Origin of the sequence: Sphingomonas aerolata (genome assembly GCF_003046295.1) — a bacterium.
GTDB classification, from domain to species: Bacteria; Pseudomonadota; Alphaproteobacteria; order Sphingomonadales; family Sphingomonadaceae; genus Sphingomonas; species Sphingomonas aerolata.
On sequence record NZ_PZZN01000001.1, the window covers coordinates 26,015 to 43,922 of the forward strand.

Genomic DNA, 17,908 nt, shown 5'->3' on the forward strand with positions numbered 1-17,908 from the left:
TGTCAGCCGCCCAGTTCGCGGCTGCGACGCAGGATGATGTAGAGCGCCCCTGCCCCGCCGTGCCGGGGATGCGCGCCGCGGACCGCGACGATACCGCCGGCGTGACGCGAGATCGACAGCCAGTCGATGACTGCTGCACGGATCGCGCCGCGGGCGTGCGGCCGTTCGCTTTCGGGGCGCGGCGGCTTGCCCGTCACCAGCAACAGCACGCGGTCGCCACGGGCGATCGCGCGGGACAGGCCGGTGTCGAGGATCGCATGCGCGGAGGCGAGCGTGTGCCCGTGAAGGTCGATCGAACTGTCGGGACTGACCGCGCCGCGCAACAGCCTTTTATCCCAGCCACCGTCGAGCGTGTTGGCCGGCGACAAGGTCCGCGCGGCCGCCTTCAGCGGCGCAGCGCCGGGTGGGGGCGGAAGCGTTGGCAGGCGGATGCCCTTGGTTGGCTTCACCTTGCGCGTCGTCGCGACGGGCGCGGCCACCGGCGCGACCGGGGGCACGAGCTTGGGGACCGCGCGCATTGGTCGCACGGTCTGCATCACGCGCGCCCAGAGATGCGCCTCGTCAGGGTTGAGCGGACGACCCGTCATAGCGCGCCCCGTTCGCGGTTGCGGCGTTCAGCCGTGCGGTGGTGCCGATCGGGAGCAGAAGGAACGCGGTGCCGCGCCCCGCCATGCCGCCAGCGGTCGCCTCGGCAGCGGCGCCGGCACCCCAGAAGGTGTCGAACCGGTTGCTGCCCTTGATCGCGCCACCGGTATCCTGGACGATCCACAGGCCGGTCGCATCCTGCCGGTCGAGCGACAGGATCACGGGCGCGCCGAGCGGCACGAACTTGACGTCCGCCGCCGCGCTGACCTGCCCGGTCACCGGATAGCCCATCGCACCCTGCGGCGCGCCGTCGAGTTCGCGGAAGAACACGAAGCTCTTGTTCTCGCGCATGATCGCCTGCCCCTCGACGGGGTGATCGTGGAGCCACCGCACGATGCCCTGCATCGACGTCTGGCCGGGCTGCAACAACCCGCGCGTCTTCATCAGCGCGCCGATGCCGGTATAATCGCGGCCGTTCTGCGTGTCGTAGCCGATCCGCAGGATCGACCCGTCGGGCAGGCGCAGCCGCCCCGACCCCTGGATCTGGAGGAAGAAGAGCTCGACCGGATCCTTCGCCCAGGCGAGGATCGGCGCGGTGTCGGCAAGCGCGCCCTGCTCGATCGCGGTGCGGTCATAATAGGGAATGAAGTTCGAGCCCGACACGCGGCCGCGGATCTTCTTGCCTTTCAACGATGTCGAAAAGGCGCCGAGATCGACGTCGATCAGATCGCGCGGGCGCCCATAGACCGGGGCATAGCCGTCGCGGCGTTCGAGCGAGCCGGCGATCTCGGGCTCGTAATAGCCCGTTGCGAAGGCCTTGCCGTCGCCGACCTGCACCGCCTCGAACCACTGGGTGAAGAATGCGCGCGCGCCACCGGGCCCGGTCGCCTGTGCCGCGGCGCAGGCGGGTTGCCAATCGGGACCGCGGGTCAGCCCCGACTGGTCGGAACGACGCTGCAAGCCGGGGCAGCTCGTGACGAAGGCCAGACGTGCGGCCTCGGCCTGCGCATCGCTGATCGGCAGCGTTGCGAGCGACGGCCCCAGCGTTACGCCGGCCGTGACCGCGCTGACCGGGGCGAGCGCACCGGGCAGAGGCGGTGCGACGGGAACGGCAGCCAGCGGTACCGCCCCAACAATGCGGGCGGGTATCTGGATGCCGCGAATGTTGCGAATGTTGTCACTGTTTGGGGTAAATTGACCCCGTGACGGCTTTCCGGCGGTGGCCGCCGGCGATGCGGTGCCCGGCGAGGACGGGCGGTCGGTCGGTGCCGCGACACCGCTGACGCACCCGCTGACGGCCAGGGCCAGCGCGAACGAACCGCCAATCCCCCTGATCGCGCGCGTCACGCCTCGTCGGTGTCCGCGAGCTTCCAGTTCGGACCGGCGCTCTTGAGCGTCCGGACGAACGTCCAGATGTCATGCGTCTCGACCGCGTCGGTCAGTGACCCGGCGATGACTTCGCCCGCCTCGTTGCGCGTGATCGCGGCGATGTCGGCATCGAAGCGCACCGAGATGCGGGCTTCACGGCCCGAGACCGACGCGTCGGCGATCACCGCGCGTTCGATCGTCACCAGACGATTGTCGAGCGTCTCGCCAGCCGCCTCGCGCGCCGCGATCGCCTCGACGAACGCGGTGCGGACATCGTCCTCGGCCAGATCAGTGAGCGTATCAGCGTCACCCTTCCAGAAGGCCTCCAGCGTCATGCGATAAGCCGCCTGCGCGCCTTCGAGGAACTGGTTGACGTCGAAGCCGGGCTCGACGGCGATGATCGAGCGCAGGCCGGGTTCGGCGCGCGCGTCGATGTTGCGGTTCGCGATCGTCCGCTGTTCGGCGGCCGCATCGATCGTGCGCGGGATCGTGACGGGTATGGACCGCTCCTCTGCCGCACGCGGCAGGGGCTGCTGTTCATGACCGGTCCGCTTTCCGAGCACGCTATAAAGACGCATCGCCAGGAACCCTGCGACCATCGCGAGAAGTACTACGTAAAACAACCGTGCCTCCGATCTTCGTCCCAACATAGGGCAACGGCGTCTCTTTTCAAACCCGCCTAGGATTCCGTGGGATCCGTAGCCGTTGAAACACCCGTCGGGCACTGCTACGCGCACTGCCTCAAGACACGAACGCGCGACCCGTCCGCTTCGGTCCCACCTCATTTATACGAAGGATTCGCAGATCATGGACGACCAGAACGGCATGTCGATCGCGGATCAGCCGCTTGCCAATGGTGCCGACGAAGCGCCCGCCGCCGGCCTGATCTCGCAATATGTCAAGGATCTCTCGTTCGAGAACCCCAACGCGCCCGCAGTCTACCAGAACCAGACCCCGCCCGCGATCGACGTCCAGTTCAACATCGGCGCGGCGCAGGTCGGCGACGAGGTGCACGAGGTCGTGCTGAAGATCGACGTCCGCGCCGAGACCGACGGCCAGGTCGCCTTCATCGTCGACCTGTCCTTTGCGGGCCTGTTCGGGCTGCGCAACATCCCGGCCGAGCATGTCCAGCCCTTCCTGCTGGGCGAGGCCCCGCGCCTGCTCTTCCCGTTCGCGCGCCGCGTGCTGTCGGATGCGGTGCGTGACGGCGGCTTCCCGCCGCTGCTGCTCGAGCCGATCGATTTCGCGCAGCTCTATCTCCAGCAGTCGGAGCAGCAGGGCATCCAGCCGAACGTCGGCGATTTCGGCCAGGCGTGAAGCCCAGACCGGAGGGCGCATAGGTGAACCTGACCAAGGCGCTGGGATCGGTTGGCGGGCTGACGCTCGCCAGCCGCATCCTGGGGCTGGTGCGCGATTCGCTGTTCGCGCGGTTCGTCGGCGCGGGGTTCGCATCGGATGCTTATCTGATCGCGTTTCGCCTCCCGAACATGTTCCGCGCGCTGTTCGCGGAAGGCGCGTTCTCGGCCGCATTCATCCCGATGTTCAACCGCAAGGTCGGCGACAAGGATGGCCGCGGCCTGCCCGACGGCATCGCCTTTGCCGAGGACGCCTTGTCGGTCTTGCTGCCGGTGCTGATCGGCATGACGGTGCTGCTCGAGCTTGCCGCCTGGCCCGTCACCTGGCTGCTGACCTTCGGGTTCAACGGGGCGAGCGCCGAGCGCTTCGCCTATGTCGTCCACCTGTCGCGGATCATGTTGCCCTATCTGCTGCTGATCAGCCTCGTCTCGCTGCTCGGCGGCATCCTCAATTCGCTGCATAAATTCTGGATCAACGCCGCGGCGCCGATCCTGCTCAACGCGACGCTGATCGCCGCGCTGCTGCTGTTCCACGAGCGGCTGCCGCTGATGACCGCGCGCAACCAGGCGATCGCGGTCACGGTGTCGGGCGCGCTCCAGCTGCTCTGGCTGATCTACGCCTGCCGCCGATCGGGCGTCGTGCTCCGGCTGAAGCGGCCCCAGCTCAATCCCGAGGTAAAGCGGCTGATGTCGCTGATCTGGCCCGCCGCCGCGGGTGCGGGCGCGGTACAGATCAACCTCGTCGTCTCGACCGCACTCGCCGCCGCGCTGCTGCCCGCGGGTTCGGTCTCGTACATCTATTTCGCGGACCGGCTGAACCAGCTGCCGCTCGGGCTGATCGGCATCGGGCTCGGCACCGTCCTGCTCCCCACCATCTCGCGCCAGCTCGGTCGCGGCGAGGAGACGGAGGCGATGGCGACGCAGAACCGCGGCATGGAGCTCGCGCTGTTCCTGACGCTGCCCGCGACGGTGGCGCTGATCGTCTGCGGCGTGCCGATCGTCGGTGCGCTGTTCCAGCACGGCAAGTTCGCGCTCGAGGACAGCCAGCTGACCGCGCAGGCGCTCGCCGCCTTCTCGATCGGGCTGCCGTCCTACATCCTCGTGAAGGTGCTGACGCCGGGCTATTATGCGCGGTCCGACACGAAGACGCCGGTGCGTTATGCGACGATGTCGATGGTCGTGAACCTCGTCCTCAACCTCGCCTTCATCAAGCCGCTCGGCCATATGGGCCCGCCGCTCGCCACCGCGATCGCGAGCACGGTCAACGTCGCGATGCTCTACCGGACGCTCGTCCGTCGCGGGCATTTCATCCCCGATGCACGGCTGGTGCGGCGGACGTGGCGGCTGCTGGTCGCCGCGCTGATCATGGGCGGCGTGATGTATTTCCTCAACGACCTGTTCCAGCCGTTCGTCTCGGGCAGCGGGACCGAGCGCTGGGGTGCGATGCTCGTGCTGGTCGCGACCGGCGGGGTCGTCTATGCGATCGCCACCCTGCTCACCGGCGCGTTCCGGCTGGGCGACATCTCCACGCTCCTGCGTCGTTCCAAATAAGGTTTTCCCATGCGCGTCGTCTCCGGCATCAAGCCCACCGGTAATCTCCATCTCGGCAATTACCTGGGGGCGGTGAAGCAATGGGTGACGTTGCAGGACGACGTCGTCGCGCAGGGCGGGGAGTCGATGTTCTTCATCGCCGACCTGCATGCGCCGACCGAATGGATCGCGCCGGCCGAACTCTCGTCACACACGCTCGAGGTTGCCGCGACGATGATCGCGGCGGGCGTCGATCCGGCCAAGTCGATCCTGTTCAACCAGGCGCGCGTGCCCGCGCACAGCGAGATGGCGTGGCTGCTCAACACCGTCGCGCGCGTCGGCTGGCTGAACCGCATGACGCAGTTCAAGGACAAGGCGGGCAAGAACCGCGAGGGCGCGAGCGTCGGGCTGTATGATTACCCGGTGCTGATGGCGGCGGACGTGCTGCTCTACAATGCGACCCACGTGCCGGTCGGCGAGGACCAGAAGCAGCATCTCGAGCTTGCGCGCGACATCGCGACCAAGTTCAACGGCGATTACGGCGTCGACCTGTTCACGCTCCCCGCGCCGCTGATCAGCAAGGCGGCGCCGCGGATCATGAGCTTGCGCGATGCGTCGGCGAAGATGTCCAAGTCGAACCCGTCCGAACAGTCGGTGGTCAAGCTGATCGACAGCGACGACACGATCGCGGACAAGTTCCGCAAGGCGAAGACCGATCCCGACCTGCTGCCCGCGACCGTCGACGAGCTCGGCGACCGGGCGGAGGCGCGCAACCTGCTGACGATTTATGCCGCGCTGGCGGACAGCGACGTCGCGACCGTGCTGGGCGAATATGGCGGCAAGGGCTTCGGCGCGTTCAAGCCGGCGCTCGCGGATCTGGCTGTCGCCAAGCTCGGGCCGATTCGTGACGAGATGGTGCGGCTGCTCGACGATCGCAGCGCCGTGACCGCGGTGCTGCGCGACGGCGCGGAGAAGGCGCGCGCGCTGGCGGCGCCGGTGCTGAAGCGGACGCAGGATGCGATGGGGTTGCAGGTTTAGGCTGCCTTGCACCCGTTACCCTGAAGCCCCCCCCGTCATCGGGATGAGGGGCGCGAGGGCCTCAGCCCTCCAGTTCGCGCATCAGCACACGGACCGCGGCGTCGATGTCGCGGTCCTGGTCGCGCAGTTCGGTGATCTTGCGGACCGCGTGGATCACCGTCGAGTGATCGCGGCCGCCGAACTTGCGCCCGATCTCGGGCAGCGACCGCGTCGTCAGCCGCTTGGCGAGATACATTGCGATCTGCCGCGGCCGCGCGACCGCACGCGCGCGGCGTGCCGAGATCATGTCGAGCGGCTTCAGTTCGAAATGCGCCGTCACCAGCTTCTGGATCTCGTCGATCGTCACGCGCTTCTGCGCGCCGCGCAGCACTTCGCCGAGCGTCGCGATCGCGAACTCGAGGTCGATCGTCTCGCCGGTCAGCTGCGCATAGGCGATGACGCGGTTCAGCGCGCCCTCGAGCTCGCGGATATTGGCGTGGATCCGGCTCGCGATCAGATCGAGCACGTCGGTCGGCACGCGCAGGTCGGGCAGGTCGACGAGCTTGCGGTCGAGGATCGTCCGGCGCAGCAGCAGGTCGGGCGCCTTGATGTCGGCGACCAGCCCGACCGCCATGCGGCTGATGATCCGCGATTCGACGCCCTCGAGCGCCTGCGGGCAGCGATCGGCGGAGATCACCAGCCGCTTGCCGGCGGTCATGATCTCGTTGATCGTGTGGAAGAATTCCTCCTGCGTCGCGTCCTTGCCGGCGATGAACTGGAGATCGTCGATCAGCAGCAGGTCGGCGCCGCGCAGCCGGCGCTTGAACGCATGCGTGTCGCGCGCGCGCATCGCCGCGACGAAGTCATACATGAACCGCTCGGCCGACATGCACAGCACGACCGCGTGCGGGTTGGCCGCGAGGAACGTGTGGCCGATCGCATGCATCAGATGCGTCTTGCCCTGCCCCGTGTTGCTGTGGAGGAACAGCGGGCTGAACCGCACGGGTCCGGGCTCGGCGAGCACCTTGGCGGCGTTGAACGCGACCTTGTTCGACGCATCGACGACGAAGCGGTCGAACGTGTAGCGCGGATCAAGCGGCGGGCGCTCGGGGATGATGGTGTCGTAGGCGGGCGCCGGCTGTGCCGCGGGGGCGGGCTTCAGTGACGGGTCGACGCCGAATTTGACCGGGACCTGGGCGGGTTCCACGGCCGCAGCCGCGGTGGTGCGGTCCGGGATCTCCGCAGGGGTCGGCATCACCAGCAGCACGGGCTTCGGACCGGGCCTGCGCGTCTCGATCTGGACGGTGCGGACCTGCGGCAGGATCTGCCGGAATTCGAGTGCGAGCCGGTCCGCATAATGGTTGCGGACCCAGTTGGTCATGAAGGCCGACGGCAAGGCGAGGCGGATCGACTCCTCGTCGTCGCTCGGGATCAGCTCGATCGGCTTCAGCCACTGCTCGAACAGGCGCGCGCCGGCAGACTCGCGCAGGGACGAGCGCACGCGATCCCAGGCCTTTTCGGCCTCCGAAGCGTGCACGGTCGATCCTTGCCAATTCGTCACGCGCACACTTCTCCGACCCCGCGCGACAGCCGCGCTGGTGATATAGTCCCGACAGAAAATGATCCCCCGTGACGACCCATAGGGTCGCCCGGCATCTTCGCCCTGTTGCTTGCGCAGTGGTGATTCACGTCCGTGATTCACCGCCGCCGTTCGTTCAGTTATGAAGCGATCGGCGAGTCTAGCAAGGCCCGAGCACGTCACATTTTCGAAATAAAGCGGGTTGACTTGATCAAGCCCCGGAAATGCGTCGATATTTTTATAAGTGGCTGTGTTTGGCCAATTTTTACGATTTCGGAGCCGGTGCGGCATGATCCGGCGTCACTCGAATCGCGGGGAATCCGTGGGTTGCGCGAGCGCGCCTTCCGTTCCCTTTGCAGACGCAAAAAACCCGCCGGGAAGATCCCGGCGGGCAATCCGCTCCGGCAATGTCGGGTCGCTCAGGCGAGCCCGGTCACGGCCTTGGTCAGACGCGCGAACTTGCGGCTCGCGGTGTTCTTGTGCAGCACGCCCTTGGCGACGCCACGCTGCAGCTCAGGCTGTGCCGCGGCCAGTGCGGTGGTCGCTGCGCCCTTGTCGCCCGAAGCCAGTGCGGCCTCGACCTTCTTGATGAAGGTACGGATACGGCCAACGCGGTTGCCGTTCACTTCCGCGCGACGGTCGTTGCGACGGATACGCTTTTTCGCCTGCGGCGTGTTCGCCATGAAGCCCTCTGGATGTTCGAATGATAAAAAGGGGCGCCGGATTGCTCCTACGCCCTCTCGAAGCGCGGCTCCTACCCACTCCGCACCGAATCGTCAACCGCGTTCCGTCATGCCTTTTGACAGCGCGCGCACCAGAAGGTCGAACGCCCGCCCTCCGTCCTGCGGCGGACCAGCGCGCCGCACGAACAGGGTTCGCCCTCGCGACCATAGACGCGCCATTGTTTCGAGAAATAGCCGAGCTCGCCGTCGGGCCGCGCATAGTCGCGCAGACTCGATCCGCCCGCGAGGATCGCGGCGGTCAGCACCGTGCGGATCGCCTCGACCAGCCGTTCGAGTCGTGGCAGCGCGATTCGCCCCGCCGCCCGGCTCGGCGCGATCTTAGCCATGTGCAGCGCCTCGCACACATAGATGTTGCCGAGGCCTGCGACGATCCGCTGGTCGAGCAGCATCGCCTTGATCGAGGCGCCACGCCCTTCGAGCGCCGCGAGGAGATAGGCCGCGGTCAGATCGGGGCCGAGCGGTTCGGGCCCCATCGTGAGGAACGGCGGATAGGTCTCGATCGCGTCGCTGGACCAGAGATCGAGAAAGCCGAAGCGTCGCGGGTCGTTCAGCGCGACCGTCCGCCCCGCCGCGGTGCCGATGAGCAGATGGTCGTGCGGCAGGATCGCGCTGGGATCGACCCGCCAGCGTCCCGACATGCCGAGATGGAAGACGAGCGTATCGCCGCGATCGGTGTTGATCAGGCCGTATTTGGCGCGCCGCGACAGCCGCGTGACGGTCGCGCCGGTCATGCGCTGCCGCAGGTCGACGGGAATCGCCTTGCGCAGGTCCGCACGGCGCGGTTCGACCGAGGCCAGGCGCTGGCCGAGCAGCACGGGTTCGAGCCCGCGCACGGTGGTTTCGACTTCGGGAAGTTCTGGCACGTTTTCCAGCTAGGTTGCGTTTGCCCGCGCCACAAGGCGCCGCTAGAGCACGGGGCATGAATGACATCGCGCCCGCCCCCGCTCTCATCCCCGACACCGCCCCGAAGGCCGATACCGTCTCGTTCGGTTATGAGGACATTCCCGCCACCGAGAAGACCGCGCGCGTCGGCGGCGTGTTTTCGAACGTCGCGAGCAAATATGACCTGATGAACGACGCGATGTCGGGCGGCATGCACCGGCTGTGGAAGGACCGCTTCGTCCGCCGCGTGAAGCCGCGCGAGGGCGAGCAGATCCTCGACATGGCGGGCGGCACCGGTGACATCGCGTTCCGCATGGAGCCGTCGGGCGCATCGATCACGGTTGCCGACATCAATCCGCAGATGCTCGAGGTCGGCATGGAACGCGCGCACAAGCGCGGGCTCGACGGGCTGGTCTGGACCGAGGCGAATGCCGAGACGCTGACCTTTCCCGACAGGTTCTTCGACGCGTACACGATCGCGTTCGGAATCCGGAACGTGACCGACATCCCCAAGGCGCTGCGCGAGGCCCACCGCGTGCTGCGGCGTGGCGGGCGGTTTTACTGTCTCGAATTCTCGACCACCGTGTGGCCGGGCTTTGCCGAGGTGTACGACGCCTATTCGCACAAGATGGTGCCGAAGCTCGGGCAACTGCTCGCGCAGGATGCCGACAGCTATCGCTATCTGATCGAGTCGATCCGTCGATTCCCGGACATGCCCAAGTTCAAGGGCATGATCGCGGATGCGGGTTTCGTGCAGACGAAGGTCGAGCCGCTGCTGGGCGGTCTGGTTGCGATTCATTCGGGTTGGAAGATTTAGTGGTCACGCGAAGGCGCGAAGGCGCGAAGAGGGGTTCACGCGGAGACGCGGAGACGCGGAGAGTCAGAGCCGCATTCGCGCGACAGCGCATAATCAACTCTTCGCCGGTGATGAAAAGCCGCAGTCGCGGCAGGGTGCACACTCTCCGCGCCTCCGCGCCTCCGCGCGAACCATTTCTGCCTTCTCTTTGCGCCTTCGCGCCTTCGCGTGAACCCATCTCGCTTTCTGCAGTGAACGGCCTGTGACCGCCTCGACCACCCATGTCTGGCGGCTTCTCAAATGGGGTCGCATTCTCGCCCGGCACGGCGCGCTGCGCGGGATCGAGCGGGATCCCAATACGCCGGCCGCCGTGCGTCGCCTCGCGCGGATCGCCCGGTTCGGCGCGCGCGTGCCGAAGGTGCCGCGCTATGCCGATGCGTTCCAGGCGATCGGCCCCGCCGCGATCAAGCTCGGGCAGACGCTCGCCACTCGCCCTGATCTGGTCGGCGAGGATGCCGCGCAGGATCTGCTGCGGCTGCAGGACCAGCTGTCGCCCGTCCCTTACGAGACGATCGAGGCGGCGATGCTGGCGAGCTTCGGCAAGCCGCTCGAAACGCTGTTCTCGCGGATCGAGCAGGTCCCGGTCGGCGCCGCGTCGATCGCGCAGGTCCACCGCGCGACGACCACCGATGGCCGCCAGGTTGCGGTCAAGGTGCTGCGCCCCGGCGTCGAGGATGATTTCGCGCGGGCGATCGACACCTATAGCTGGGCGGCGGCGCAGCTCGAGGCGCTGAGCCCCGAGGCGATGCGTCTGCGGCCGCGCCTGACGATCGAGACGTTCAAGCGCTGGACGCTGCGCGAGCTCAACTTCCGGCGCGAGGCCGCCTCGGCGTCCGAGCTCGCGGACGGCATGACCGCCGAGCCCGATTTCGTCATCCCCGCGATCGACTGGGCGCGATCGACCGCCAAGGTCATGACGATCGAGTGGATCAACGGCATCAAGCTGTCGGATCGCCCCGCGCTGGTCGCGGCCGGCTACGACCTGCCCGGCCTCGCGCAGACCTTGGTACGCGCGTTCCTGCGCCAGGCGATCGCCGACGGGTTCTTCCATGCCGACATGCACCAGGGAAACCTGTTCGCGATGCCGGGCAACCGGATCGCGGCGATCGACTTCGGCATCATGGGCCGGATCGACCGGCGCGCCCGAGTCTGGCTCGCCGAGATCCTTTATGGCCTCATCACCGGCAACTATAAACGCGTCGCCGAGATCCATTTCGAGGCGGGCTATGTGCCTGCGCACCACGACGTCGCCGAATTCGCGACCGCCTTGCGCGCGGTTGGCGAGCCGATGCGCGGGTTGCCGGTCAAGGACATGTCGATCGGCATGATGCTCGACAGCCTGTTCTCGATCACGCGCGACTTCGACATGGTGACTCAGCCGCATTTGCTGCTGCTGCAGAAGACGATGGTGATGGTCGAGGGCGTGGCGACCAGCCTGGATCCCGACATCAACCTGTGGGAGAGCGCGGAGCCGTTCGTGCGCGACTGGATCCGCGGCGAACTCGGCCCCGAGGCGGCGATCGCCGACCGGATCATCGAGGACGTGCGCACGCTGACCCGGCTGCCCGAACTGGTCCGCCGGATTGAGGCGCATTACCCGGCACCCGGCGGCGCACCGCCGACGATGCCACTGCGCGAGATCGAGGTCATCCGGATCGGCGGCGGCTGGCGCTATGGCCTCGTCGCGGTGATCGCGGCGATGGCCGGGGTTGCCGCCACGCTGGTCTTCGGTTGAGCCTGCACGTCGGATGAGGACGCGGCGGGGCGCCCCCCTGTGGCTGGTCGGCCCGAGCCGGTTTGCCGGCATGTCCCGGTCGCAGGCGCGGCTGGGGCTCGCGCTGTTCGCGATGCTGCTGCTCGCGTGCCTGACCGCGACCAGCGCGCCCGGACCACGCCCTGGCGAGGCGGGCGTGGCGTCCGCGCCGCTGGGCCAGACCGAGCTGCTGCTCTATCAGAGCGTCGTCGCAAACGTGCGCAGCGGCACGCCCTATTATGTCGCGGCGGCCGAGGCGCACCGCGTCGCGCACGCTCCGCTCAAGCCCTATACGACGGTCCGGCTGCCGACGCTGGCGGTGGTGCAGGCCGCGGTGCCGCCGCTGCTCGTCACCGCGCTGTTGCCGCTCCTCTGCATTGGCGCGATGGGCGCGTGGATCGTCCGGTTGCGCCCGGCGATGACCGGGCCGATCCCCGTGGGAATCGCGGGGCTGCTGATCCTGACGGGGCTCTACGTGCATCTCGAGCCGCCGCTGGTCGTGTTCCCCGAAGTCTGGGCGGGGGCTCTGATCGCGCTCTCGCTCGCCTTGCGGCGCCCCGGTGAGTGGATCCCCGCGGTCGCGCTCGGCCTGTCGGCGATGCTGATCCGCGAGACCGCGCTGATCTATGTCGTGATCATGGCGGTGATCGCGTGGATCGAGGGCGAGCGCCGCGAGGCCGCCGCATGGGTCGGCGCGACCCTCGTCTTCTTCGTCGCGCTCGCCGCGCATGCGCATGCGGTGACGCTGGTCACCGGTCCGCTCGACCGCAGCGCGCAGGGGCTGAGCGGTCTGGAGGGGTTCGGCTTCTATGTGCAGCTCGTGACGCTGTCGTCGGGCCTCGCGCTGCTGCCGGACTGGCTGGCGGCGGTCCTGATCGCGACCGCGCTGTTCGGGTGGCTGGCGTGGCGCGATCCTGCCGCTGTCCGGGCGCTCGCCACGCTGCTGGGCTATGCGGCGGTGATCGCGCTGGGCGTGCGCAGCGACGACTTCCCCTGGGCGCTGATCACCACCCCTGTCCTGCTGATCGGGATCGTCTTCGCGGTGGACGGCCTGCGCGACATGATCGTCGCGGCGCGCGATACACGACGGATTACGGTGACGCGCGTGATCCGCTAGGACTCGCCGCATGAAGCGTATTCTCCTGATCGTCGGGGGCGGCATCGCCGCCTACAAGGCGAGCGAACTCGTCCGACTCCTGCGCAAGCGGGGCCATGCGGTCCGCTGCGTGCTGACCGAGGCGGGGCAGCATTTCGTCACGCCGATGACGCTCGCCGCACTCAGCGAGGACAAGGTCTATACGACCCTGTGGGACCTGAAGGACGAGGCGGAGATGGGGCATATCCAGCTCAGCCGTCAGGCCGACCTGATCGTCGTCGCGCCCGCGACCGCGGACCTGATCGCGCGGATGGCGGGCGGGCTCGCCAACGACCTTGCGACGACATTGCTGCTCGCGACCGACAAGCCGGTGCTCGCGGCGCCGGCGATGAACGTGCGGATGTGGCTGCACCCCGCGACAATCCGCAACGTCGCGCAGCTGCGTGCGGACGGCATCACCGTGATGGCGCCCGACGAGGGGCCGATGGCGTGCGGTGAATTCGGTCCGGGGCGGCTGCCCGAGCCCGACCGGATCGCCGACGCGATCGATGCCGCGCTCGAGGCCAAGCCGCAGCGTCTCGCGGGCCGGCACATCCTCGTCACCGCAGGGCCGACGCACGAGCCGATCGATCCCGTCCGCTATATCGCCAACCGGTCGTCGGGGCGGCAGGGCTTCGCGATCGCGGGCGCGCTGGCGGCACTCGGCGCACGGGTGACGCTGGTGGCAGGGCCGGTGACGCTGCCGACCCCCGCCGGCGTGACGCGCATCGACGTCGAGACCGCACGCGAGATGGCCGATGCGGTGGATCGGGCCCTGCCCGTCGACGCCGCGATCATGGTCGCGGCGGTCGCCGACTGGCACGTCGACGCCGCGGTGCAGAAGATCAAGAAGGGCGACGCGACGCCGACGCTTTCGCTGTCCGAGAACCCCGACATCCTGGCGACGCTGGCGCGCAGCCCGCAGCGACCCGCGCTGCTGATCGGTTTTGCGGCCGAGACCGAACGCGTCGTCGAGCATGCGACCGCCAAGCGCGCGCGCAAGGACGTCGACTGGATCGTCGCCAACGACGTGTCGGGCGACGTGATGGGCGGCGACAGCAACAGCGTCCACATCGTCACGAAGGACGGCGTCGAGAGCTGGCCGCGGCAGGGCAAGGATGCAGTCGCGGCGCAGCTGGCACGGCGCGTCGCCGATGCGCTGGAACCCGCACAGCCGATGCGCTAAACCGCGCCGCATGACGATCCGTATAGACCTCAAGAGATTGCCGCATGGCGATGGCCTCCCCCTGCCCGCCTATGCGACCACAGGTGCCGCGGGCATGGACGTGGTCGCCGCCGAGCCGCTGACGCTCGCACCGGGCGCCCGCGCGGCGGTCGCGACCGGCTTTGCGATCGCGATTCCCGAAGGCTACGAGGTGCAGGTGCGGCCGCGCTCGGGGCTTGCGCTCAAGCACGGCGTGACCTGCCTCAACACGCCCGGAACGATCGATTCGGACTATCGCGGCGAGGTGAAGGTCATCCTCGCCAATCTCGGCGATGCCCCCTTCGACATCGCCCGCGGCGACCGGATCGCGCAGCTCGTTCCCGCAGCGGTGGTGCGCGCGAGCCTCGGCGAGGTCGAGACGCTCGACGACACGGTGCGCGGGCATGGAGGATTCGGGTCGACCGGACGATGATCGCGCTGCTCCTCCTGGCAGCGTCGCTGGGCGCCGTGCAGGCGCCGGCCGCCGATCTGCAGACCGGACCGGCGCTGCCCGTGCCGCGGATCATCCCCCCGCCCGTCGTTCCGACCCTGCCCCCCGCGCCTGCGCCGTCCGCGCCGCCGCAGGTGACGGGTGGCGTCCCGCTGCCACCACAGGACTGGAGCGCGCTGCCGGTGTTGCGGCTGCGACGCGCGGTCGCCCCGTCGCTGGATGCCAGCACGTTCGTTCAGCGCGAGGTGCTGGCCGGGCGGTGCGGTGGCGCGACGCGGACGCCGCAGGGCTGGGTCCTGAACCTCGACCTCGCACTGCTCGCCGCGGCGGATGGCCGGGTGCGACGGGTCACGCCGCGCGCGATCGACTGCCCGACAGTCGAGCAGTTCGCCGCCGGACTGCTGCTGGGCGCGGCGCGCAACAATGTCGACCTGCGCGGCGCCGCCACCGACAGCTGGTACCGCACGACGATGGTGTTCGCGTGGAAGGCATGACGCTCTCCGACGACGAACTTGCGCGCTATGCCCGGCACATCGTTCTCCGCGAGTTCGGCGGCACCGGTCAGCTCCGCCTGAAGGCGGCGACGGCGGTGGTGATCGGCGCCGGCGGCATCGGCTCGCCGGCGATCCAGTATCTCGCGGCGGCCGGGATCGGGCGCCTCGTGCTGATCGACGACGACGCGGTCGAGACGTCGAACCTGCAGCGTCAGACGATCTTCCGCACCGAAGACCAAGGTCTCGCCAAGGTCGAGGCCGCCGCCGCGGCGCTGCGCCGGATCAATCCGAACGTCACGGTCGACACGCACCGCCTGAGGGTCGACCAAGGCAATATCGGCGCGCTGATCGCGGGCGCGGACGTGGTGCTCGACGGCTGCGACAATTTCGCGACGCGGTTCGTGGTCGCCGATGCGGCGCATGCGGCGCGGATCCCGCTGGTCTCGGCGGCGGTCGGACAGTTCGAAGGCCAGCTCGGCGTCTATCGCGGCTGGGAGCCCGACCGGCCCTGCTATCGCTGTTTCGTCGGCGAGAATCCCGAGCGTGCCGAGACGAGCTGTGCGGAGGACGGCATCCTCGGCCCCGTCACGGGCGTGGTCGGCAGCCTGGCCGCGCTGGAAGTGATTCGTGCGGTCGCGCCGTTCGGCGACGATGTGGCGGGGCAGCTGTTGCTGATCGACCTGTTGTCGCTCCGCTTCCGGACGATCCGGCTGCCCAAGGATCCCGGCTGCCCCTGCTGCGGCGGCGGCTGATCCGAAAACGAGCGGGGCGGATGGGCTGAACCCACCCGCCCCGCATCTTGCAGATCGTTCAGCCCAGCAGCGTCTTGGCGAAGGCGCGGACGACCGGTCCGATATCGTCGCGTGCGAGTGCGAGCGCGAGATTGGCCTGGATATAGCCCGCCTTGTCGCCGCAGTCGTAGCGCTGGCCATCGAAGGTAAAGCCGTGGAACGGCTGGTTGCCGATCAGCTGCGCCATCGCGTCGGTCAGCTGGATCTCGCCGCCGGCGCCCTTTTCCTGCCCTTCGAGGATGCGCATCACCTCGGGCTGAAGGATGTAGCGGCCCGGGATCATCAGGTTCGACGGCGAGGTGCCCTTGGCGGGCTTCTCGATCAGCGCGGTGACCTCGGTCAGGCGACCGTCGGTCGCGCCGGGCGAGATGATGCCGTATTTGTCGGTTTCCGAATCGGCGACCTCGAGCGCTCCGATGACGTTGCCGCCGACCTTGTTATACGCCTCGACCATCTGCTTCATGAAGCCGGGCTTGCCGACCATCAGCTCGTCGGGGAGCAGCACCGCGAACGGCTCGTCGCCGACGATCTCGCGCGCGCACCAGACCGCATGGCCGAGACCCAGCGGCTCCTGCTGACGGACATAGACGGGCGAACCGGGCCGCTGGCGGATGCCGTCGAGCACGGTCAGCGACTTGCCGCGCGCGCGCATCGTCGCCTCGAGCTCGTAGGAGATGTCGAAATGATCCTCGAGCGCGCCCTTGCCGCGGCCGGTGACGAAGATGATCTGCTCGATCCCCGCCTCAAGCGCCTCTTCGACGGCATATTGGATCAGCGGCTTGTCGACGACGGTCAGCATCTCCTTGGGCATCGACTTGGTCGCCGGAAGGAATCGCGTGCCAAGCCCAGCAACGGGGAATACGGCCTTGCGCAGCGGTTTGATCGTCATTCAGTAGTCCCTTGTATCGTTGCGGGTGCAGATCGTTGCGGGTGCATAAAGCCGCCGAACGGAGTCGGCAAATCAACTGCGGCGGTTAGCGCGTCATTAAAGACGTGGGGTGTAGGCGGGTTCCATGTCAAAAATACTCGTCATCTTCGGGACGCGCCCCGAAGCGATCAAACTCTTCCCGGTCATCCGGGCGTTGCAGGCGCAGCCGGGGCTGGTCGTCAGGACCTGCGTGACCGCACAGCATCGCGGACTGCTCGACCAGGTGCTCGCGATCGCGGGGCTGTCCCCCGATATCGATCTCGACCTGATGGAGCCGGGCCAGACGCTTGATCGGCTGACCGCGCGGCTGCTGGTCGGGCTGGGCGAGGTGATGGACGCCGAGCAGCCCGACATGGTCGTGGTCCAGGGCGACACCGCGACCGCGATGACCGGCGCGCTCGCCGCCTATTACCGCAAGGTCCCGGTCGCGCATGTCGAGGCGGGGCTGCGCTCGGGCGACATCCATCATCCCTGGCCCGAGGAAGTGAACCGGCGGATCGTCGCGCCGATCGCCGCCTTGCACTTCGCGCCGACCCAGACCGCGGCGGACGCGTTGCTGCGCGAGAATATCGCCCCCTCGACGATTCACGTCACGGGCAACACTGTGATCGACGCGCTGCACTGGACAAACGCGCGGGTGGCGGCGGATCCGGCGCTCGGCGCCGCGCTCGACCCGGTCGTGGCGGATACTGCGGGCAAGCGGATCATCCTCGTCACGACGCACCGGCGCGAGAATTTCGGCGACGCGATGGCCGGGATCGCGCGGGCGATCGCGCGGATCGCGGCGCGCGACGACGTCGCGGTCGTCTTTCCCGTGCATCCCAACCCGAATGTCGTCGCGGTGATGGACCGCATCCTTGGCGATCAGCCCGATATCGCGCGGATCGCGCCGCTCGATTACCCGAGCTTCGTCCGCGCGCTAGGGCTTGCCGAGATCGTCCTGACCGATTCAGGCGGCGTGCAGGAGGAAGCGCCCGCGCTCGGCAAGCCGGTGCTGGTGATGCGCGAGACGACCGAGCGCCCCGAGGGTGTCGAAGCGGGTACCGCAAAGCTGGTCGGGACGTCGGAGGACCGCATCGTTTCCGAAATCTTCACGCTGCTCGACGACAAAGCGGCCTATTCCGCGATGGCGCGCGCGCACAATCCGTTCGGCGACGGCCATGCTGCGGCCCGGATCGCCCAGACCATCGCGCAGACCATGGCCCAGGCGGTCGCCAGCGCACCGGCCTATCGTTGA

At 68.2% G+C, this 17,908-nt stretch carries 18 protein-coding genes; 11 read left to right on the forward strand and 7 right to left on the reverse strand.

The genetic code is table 11. The annotated features are described in order from the left end of the window. Window positions 1-2 precede the first annotated feature (2 nt). Genes C8J24_RS00130 through C8J24_RS00140 form a run of 3 tightly spaced genes read right to left on the reverse strand, consistent with a single transcriptional unit; the run spans window position 3 to window position 2,576 of the window. Window positions 3-587 carry a Smr/MutS family protein gene (locus C8J24_RS00130; protein WP_107929515.1) on the reverse strand — a complete coding sequence of 195 codons (585 nt, stop codon included), beginning with the start codon at window positions 585-587 and terminating at the stop codon, window positions 3-5. Beyond that, on the reverse strand, window positions 562-1,932 hold the full coding sequence (gene mltA / locus C8J24_RS00135; RefSeq protein ID WP_244180292.1) for a murein transglycosylase A: 1,371 nt from the start codon (window positions 1,930-1,932) through the stop codon (window positions 562-564). Before mltA ends, C8J24_RS00130 begins: the two co-directional genes overlap by 26 nt. Then, window positions 1,929-2,576 carry a Tim44/TimA family putative adaptor protein gene (locus C8J24_RS00140; RefSeq protein ID WP_146163604.1) on the reverse strand — a complete coding sequence of 216 codons (648 nt, stop codon included), beginning with the start codon at window positions 2,574-2,576 and terminating at the stop codon, window positions 1,929-1,931. The genes mltA and C8J24_RS00140 overlap by 4 nt, the downstream gene beginning before the upstream one ends. Before the next feature lie 184 nt (window positions 2,577-2,760). Here C8J24_RS00140 and secB point away from each other — a divergent pair, with 184 nt between their 5' ends. From secB to trpS, 3 genes are read left to right on the forward strand one after another with little or no spacing between them, the layout of a single operon-like run. After that, complete coding sequence (gene secB / locus C8J24_RS00145) at window positions 2,761-3,270, forward strand: protein-export chaperone SecB (protein WP_031394740.1); 510 nt, start codon at window positions 2,761-2,763, stop codon at window positions 3,268-3,270. 23 nt (window positions 3,271-3,293) lie between these two features. Then, window positions 3,294-4,859, forward strand: a complete 1,566-nt coding sequence (gene murJ / locus C8J24_RS00150; protein WP_107929519.1) for a murein biosynthesis integral membrane protein MurJ — start codon at window positions 3,294-3,296, stop codon at window positions 4,857-4,859. Window positions 4,860-4,868: 9 nt separating this feature from the next. Next, on the forward strand, window positions 4,869-5,876 hold the full coding sequence (trpS, locus tag C8J24_RS00155; protein ID WP_031394738.1) for a tryptophan--tRNA ligase: 1,008 nt from the start codon (window positions 4,869-4,871) through the stop codon (window positions 5,874-5,876). A 61-nt stretch (window positions 5,877-5,937) separates the two neighbouring features. Here the strand turns inward: trpS and dnaA are convergent, their stop codons facing one another. From dnaA to mutM, 3 genes are all read right to left on the reverse strand, one after another. Next, the gene (gene dnaA, locus C8J24_RS00160; RefSeq protein ID WP_107931337.1) at window positions 5,938-7,416 is read right to left on the reverse strand and encodes a chromosomal replication initiator protein DnaA; all 1,479 of its coding nucleotides are present in this window, start codon (window positions 7,414-7,416) and stop codon (window positions 5,938-5,940) included. 437 nt (window positions 7,417-7,853) lie between these two features. Next, window positions 7,854-8,117 (reverse strand): 30S ribosomal protein S20, encoded by a 264-nt coding sequence (rpsT, locus tag C8J24_RS00165; protein WP_031394736.1) that lies wholly within the window; start codon window positions 8,115-8,117, stop codon window positions 7,854-7,856. 107 nt (window positions 8,118-8,224) lie between these two features. Next, window positions 8,225-9,040: a bifunctional DNA-formamidopyrimidine glycosylase/DNA-(apurinic or apyrimidinic site) lyase gene (mutM, locus tag C8J24_RS00170; RefSeq protein ID WP_107929521.1), complete on the reverse strand. Its 816-nt coding sequence runs from the start codon at window positions 9,038-9,040 to the stop codon at window positions 8,225-8,227. A gap of 56 nt (window positions 9,041-9,096) precedes the next feature. On the opposite strand from mutM, the gene C8J24_RS00175 reads away from it, so the two are divergent. The 7 genes from C8J24_RS00175 to C8J24_RS00205 all read left to right on the forward strand — a co-directional run bounded on the left by C8J24_RS00175 (window position 9,097) and on the right by C8J24_RS00205 (window position 15,704). Beyond that, the gene (locus C8J24_RS00175; RefSeq protein ID WP_042467653.1) at window positions 9,097-9,876 is read left to right on the forward strand and encodes a class I SAM-dependent methyltransferase; all 780 of its coding nucleotides are present in this window, start codon (window positions 9,097-9,099) and stop codon (window positions 9,874-9,876) included. A 241-nt stretch (window positions 9,877-10,117) separates the two neighbouring features. Then, window positions 10,118-11,650 (forward strand): 2-polyprenylphenol 6-hydroxylase, encoded by a 1,533-nt coding sequence (gene ubiB / locus C8J24_RS00180; protein WP_107929524.1) that lies wholly within the window; start codon window positions 10,118-10,120, stop codon window positions 11,648-11,650. 13 nt (window positions 11,651-11,663) lie between these two features. Next, window positions 11,664-12,785 carry a hypothetical protein gene (locus C8J24_RS00185; RefSeq protein WP_107929526.1) on the forward strand — a complete coding sequence of 374 codons (1,122 nt, stop codon included), beginning with the start codon at window positions 11,664-11,666 and terminating at the stop codon, window positions 12,783-12,785. 10 nt (window positions 12,786-12,795) lie between these two features. Next, window positions 12,796-13,989: a bifunctional phosphopantothenoylcysteine decarboxylase/phosphopantothenate--cysteine ligase CoaBC gene (coaBC, locus tag C8J24_RS00190; protein ID WP_107929528.1), complete on the forward strand. Its 1,194-nt coding sequence runs from the start codon at window positions 12,796-12,798 to the stop codon at window positions 13,987-13,989. A 10-nt stretch (window positions 13,990-13,999) separates the two neighbouring features. Continuing rightward, window positions 14,000-14,440 carry a dUTP diphosphatase gene (dut, locus tag C8J24_RS00195; protein WP_107929530.1) on the forward strand — a complete coding sequence of 147 codons (441 nt, stop codon included), beginning with the start codon at window positions 14,000-14,002 and terminating at the stop codon, window positions 14,438-14,440. Further along, a complete protein-coding gene (locus C8J24_RS00200; RefSeq protein ID WP_107929532.1) occupies window positions 14,437-14,952 on the forward strand; it encodes a hypothetical protein in 516 nt (171 codons plus the stop codon). The genes dut and C8J24_RS00200 overlap by 4 nt, the downstream gene beginning before the upstream one ends. Continuing rightward, window positions 14,949-15,704, forward strand: a complete 756-nt coding sequence (locus C8J24_RS00205) for a HesA/MoeB/ThiF family protein (protein WP_037531158.1) — start codon at window positions 14,949-14,951, stop codon at window positions 15,702-15,704. Before C8J24_RS00200 ends, C8J24_RS00205 begins: the two co-directional genes overlap by 4 nt. Before the next feature lie 58 nt (window positions 15,705-15,762). Here C8J24_RS00205 and galU read toward each other — a convergent pair whose 3' ends face one another. Beyond that, the gene (gene galU / locus C8J24_RS00210) at window positions 15,763-16,632 is read right to left on the reverse strand and encodes a UTP--glucose-1-phosphate uridylyltransferase GalU (protein WP_031394718.1); all 870 of its coding nucleotides are present in this window, start codon (window positions 16,630-16,632) and stop codon (window positions 15,763-15,765) included. A 124-nt stretch (window positions 16,633-16,756) separates the two neighbouring features. Between galU and wecB the strand changes: the two genes are divergently transcribed. Beyond that, a complete protein-coding gene (gene wecB / locus C8J24_RS00215) occupies window positions 16,757-17,908 on the forward strand; it encodes a non-hydrolyzing UDP-N-acetylglucosamine 2-epimerase (RefSeq protein WP_107929534.1) in 1,152 nt (383 codons plus the stop codon).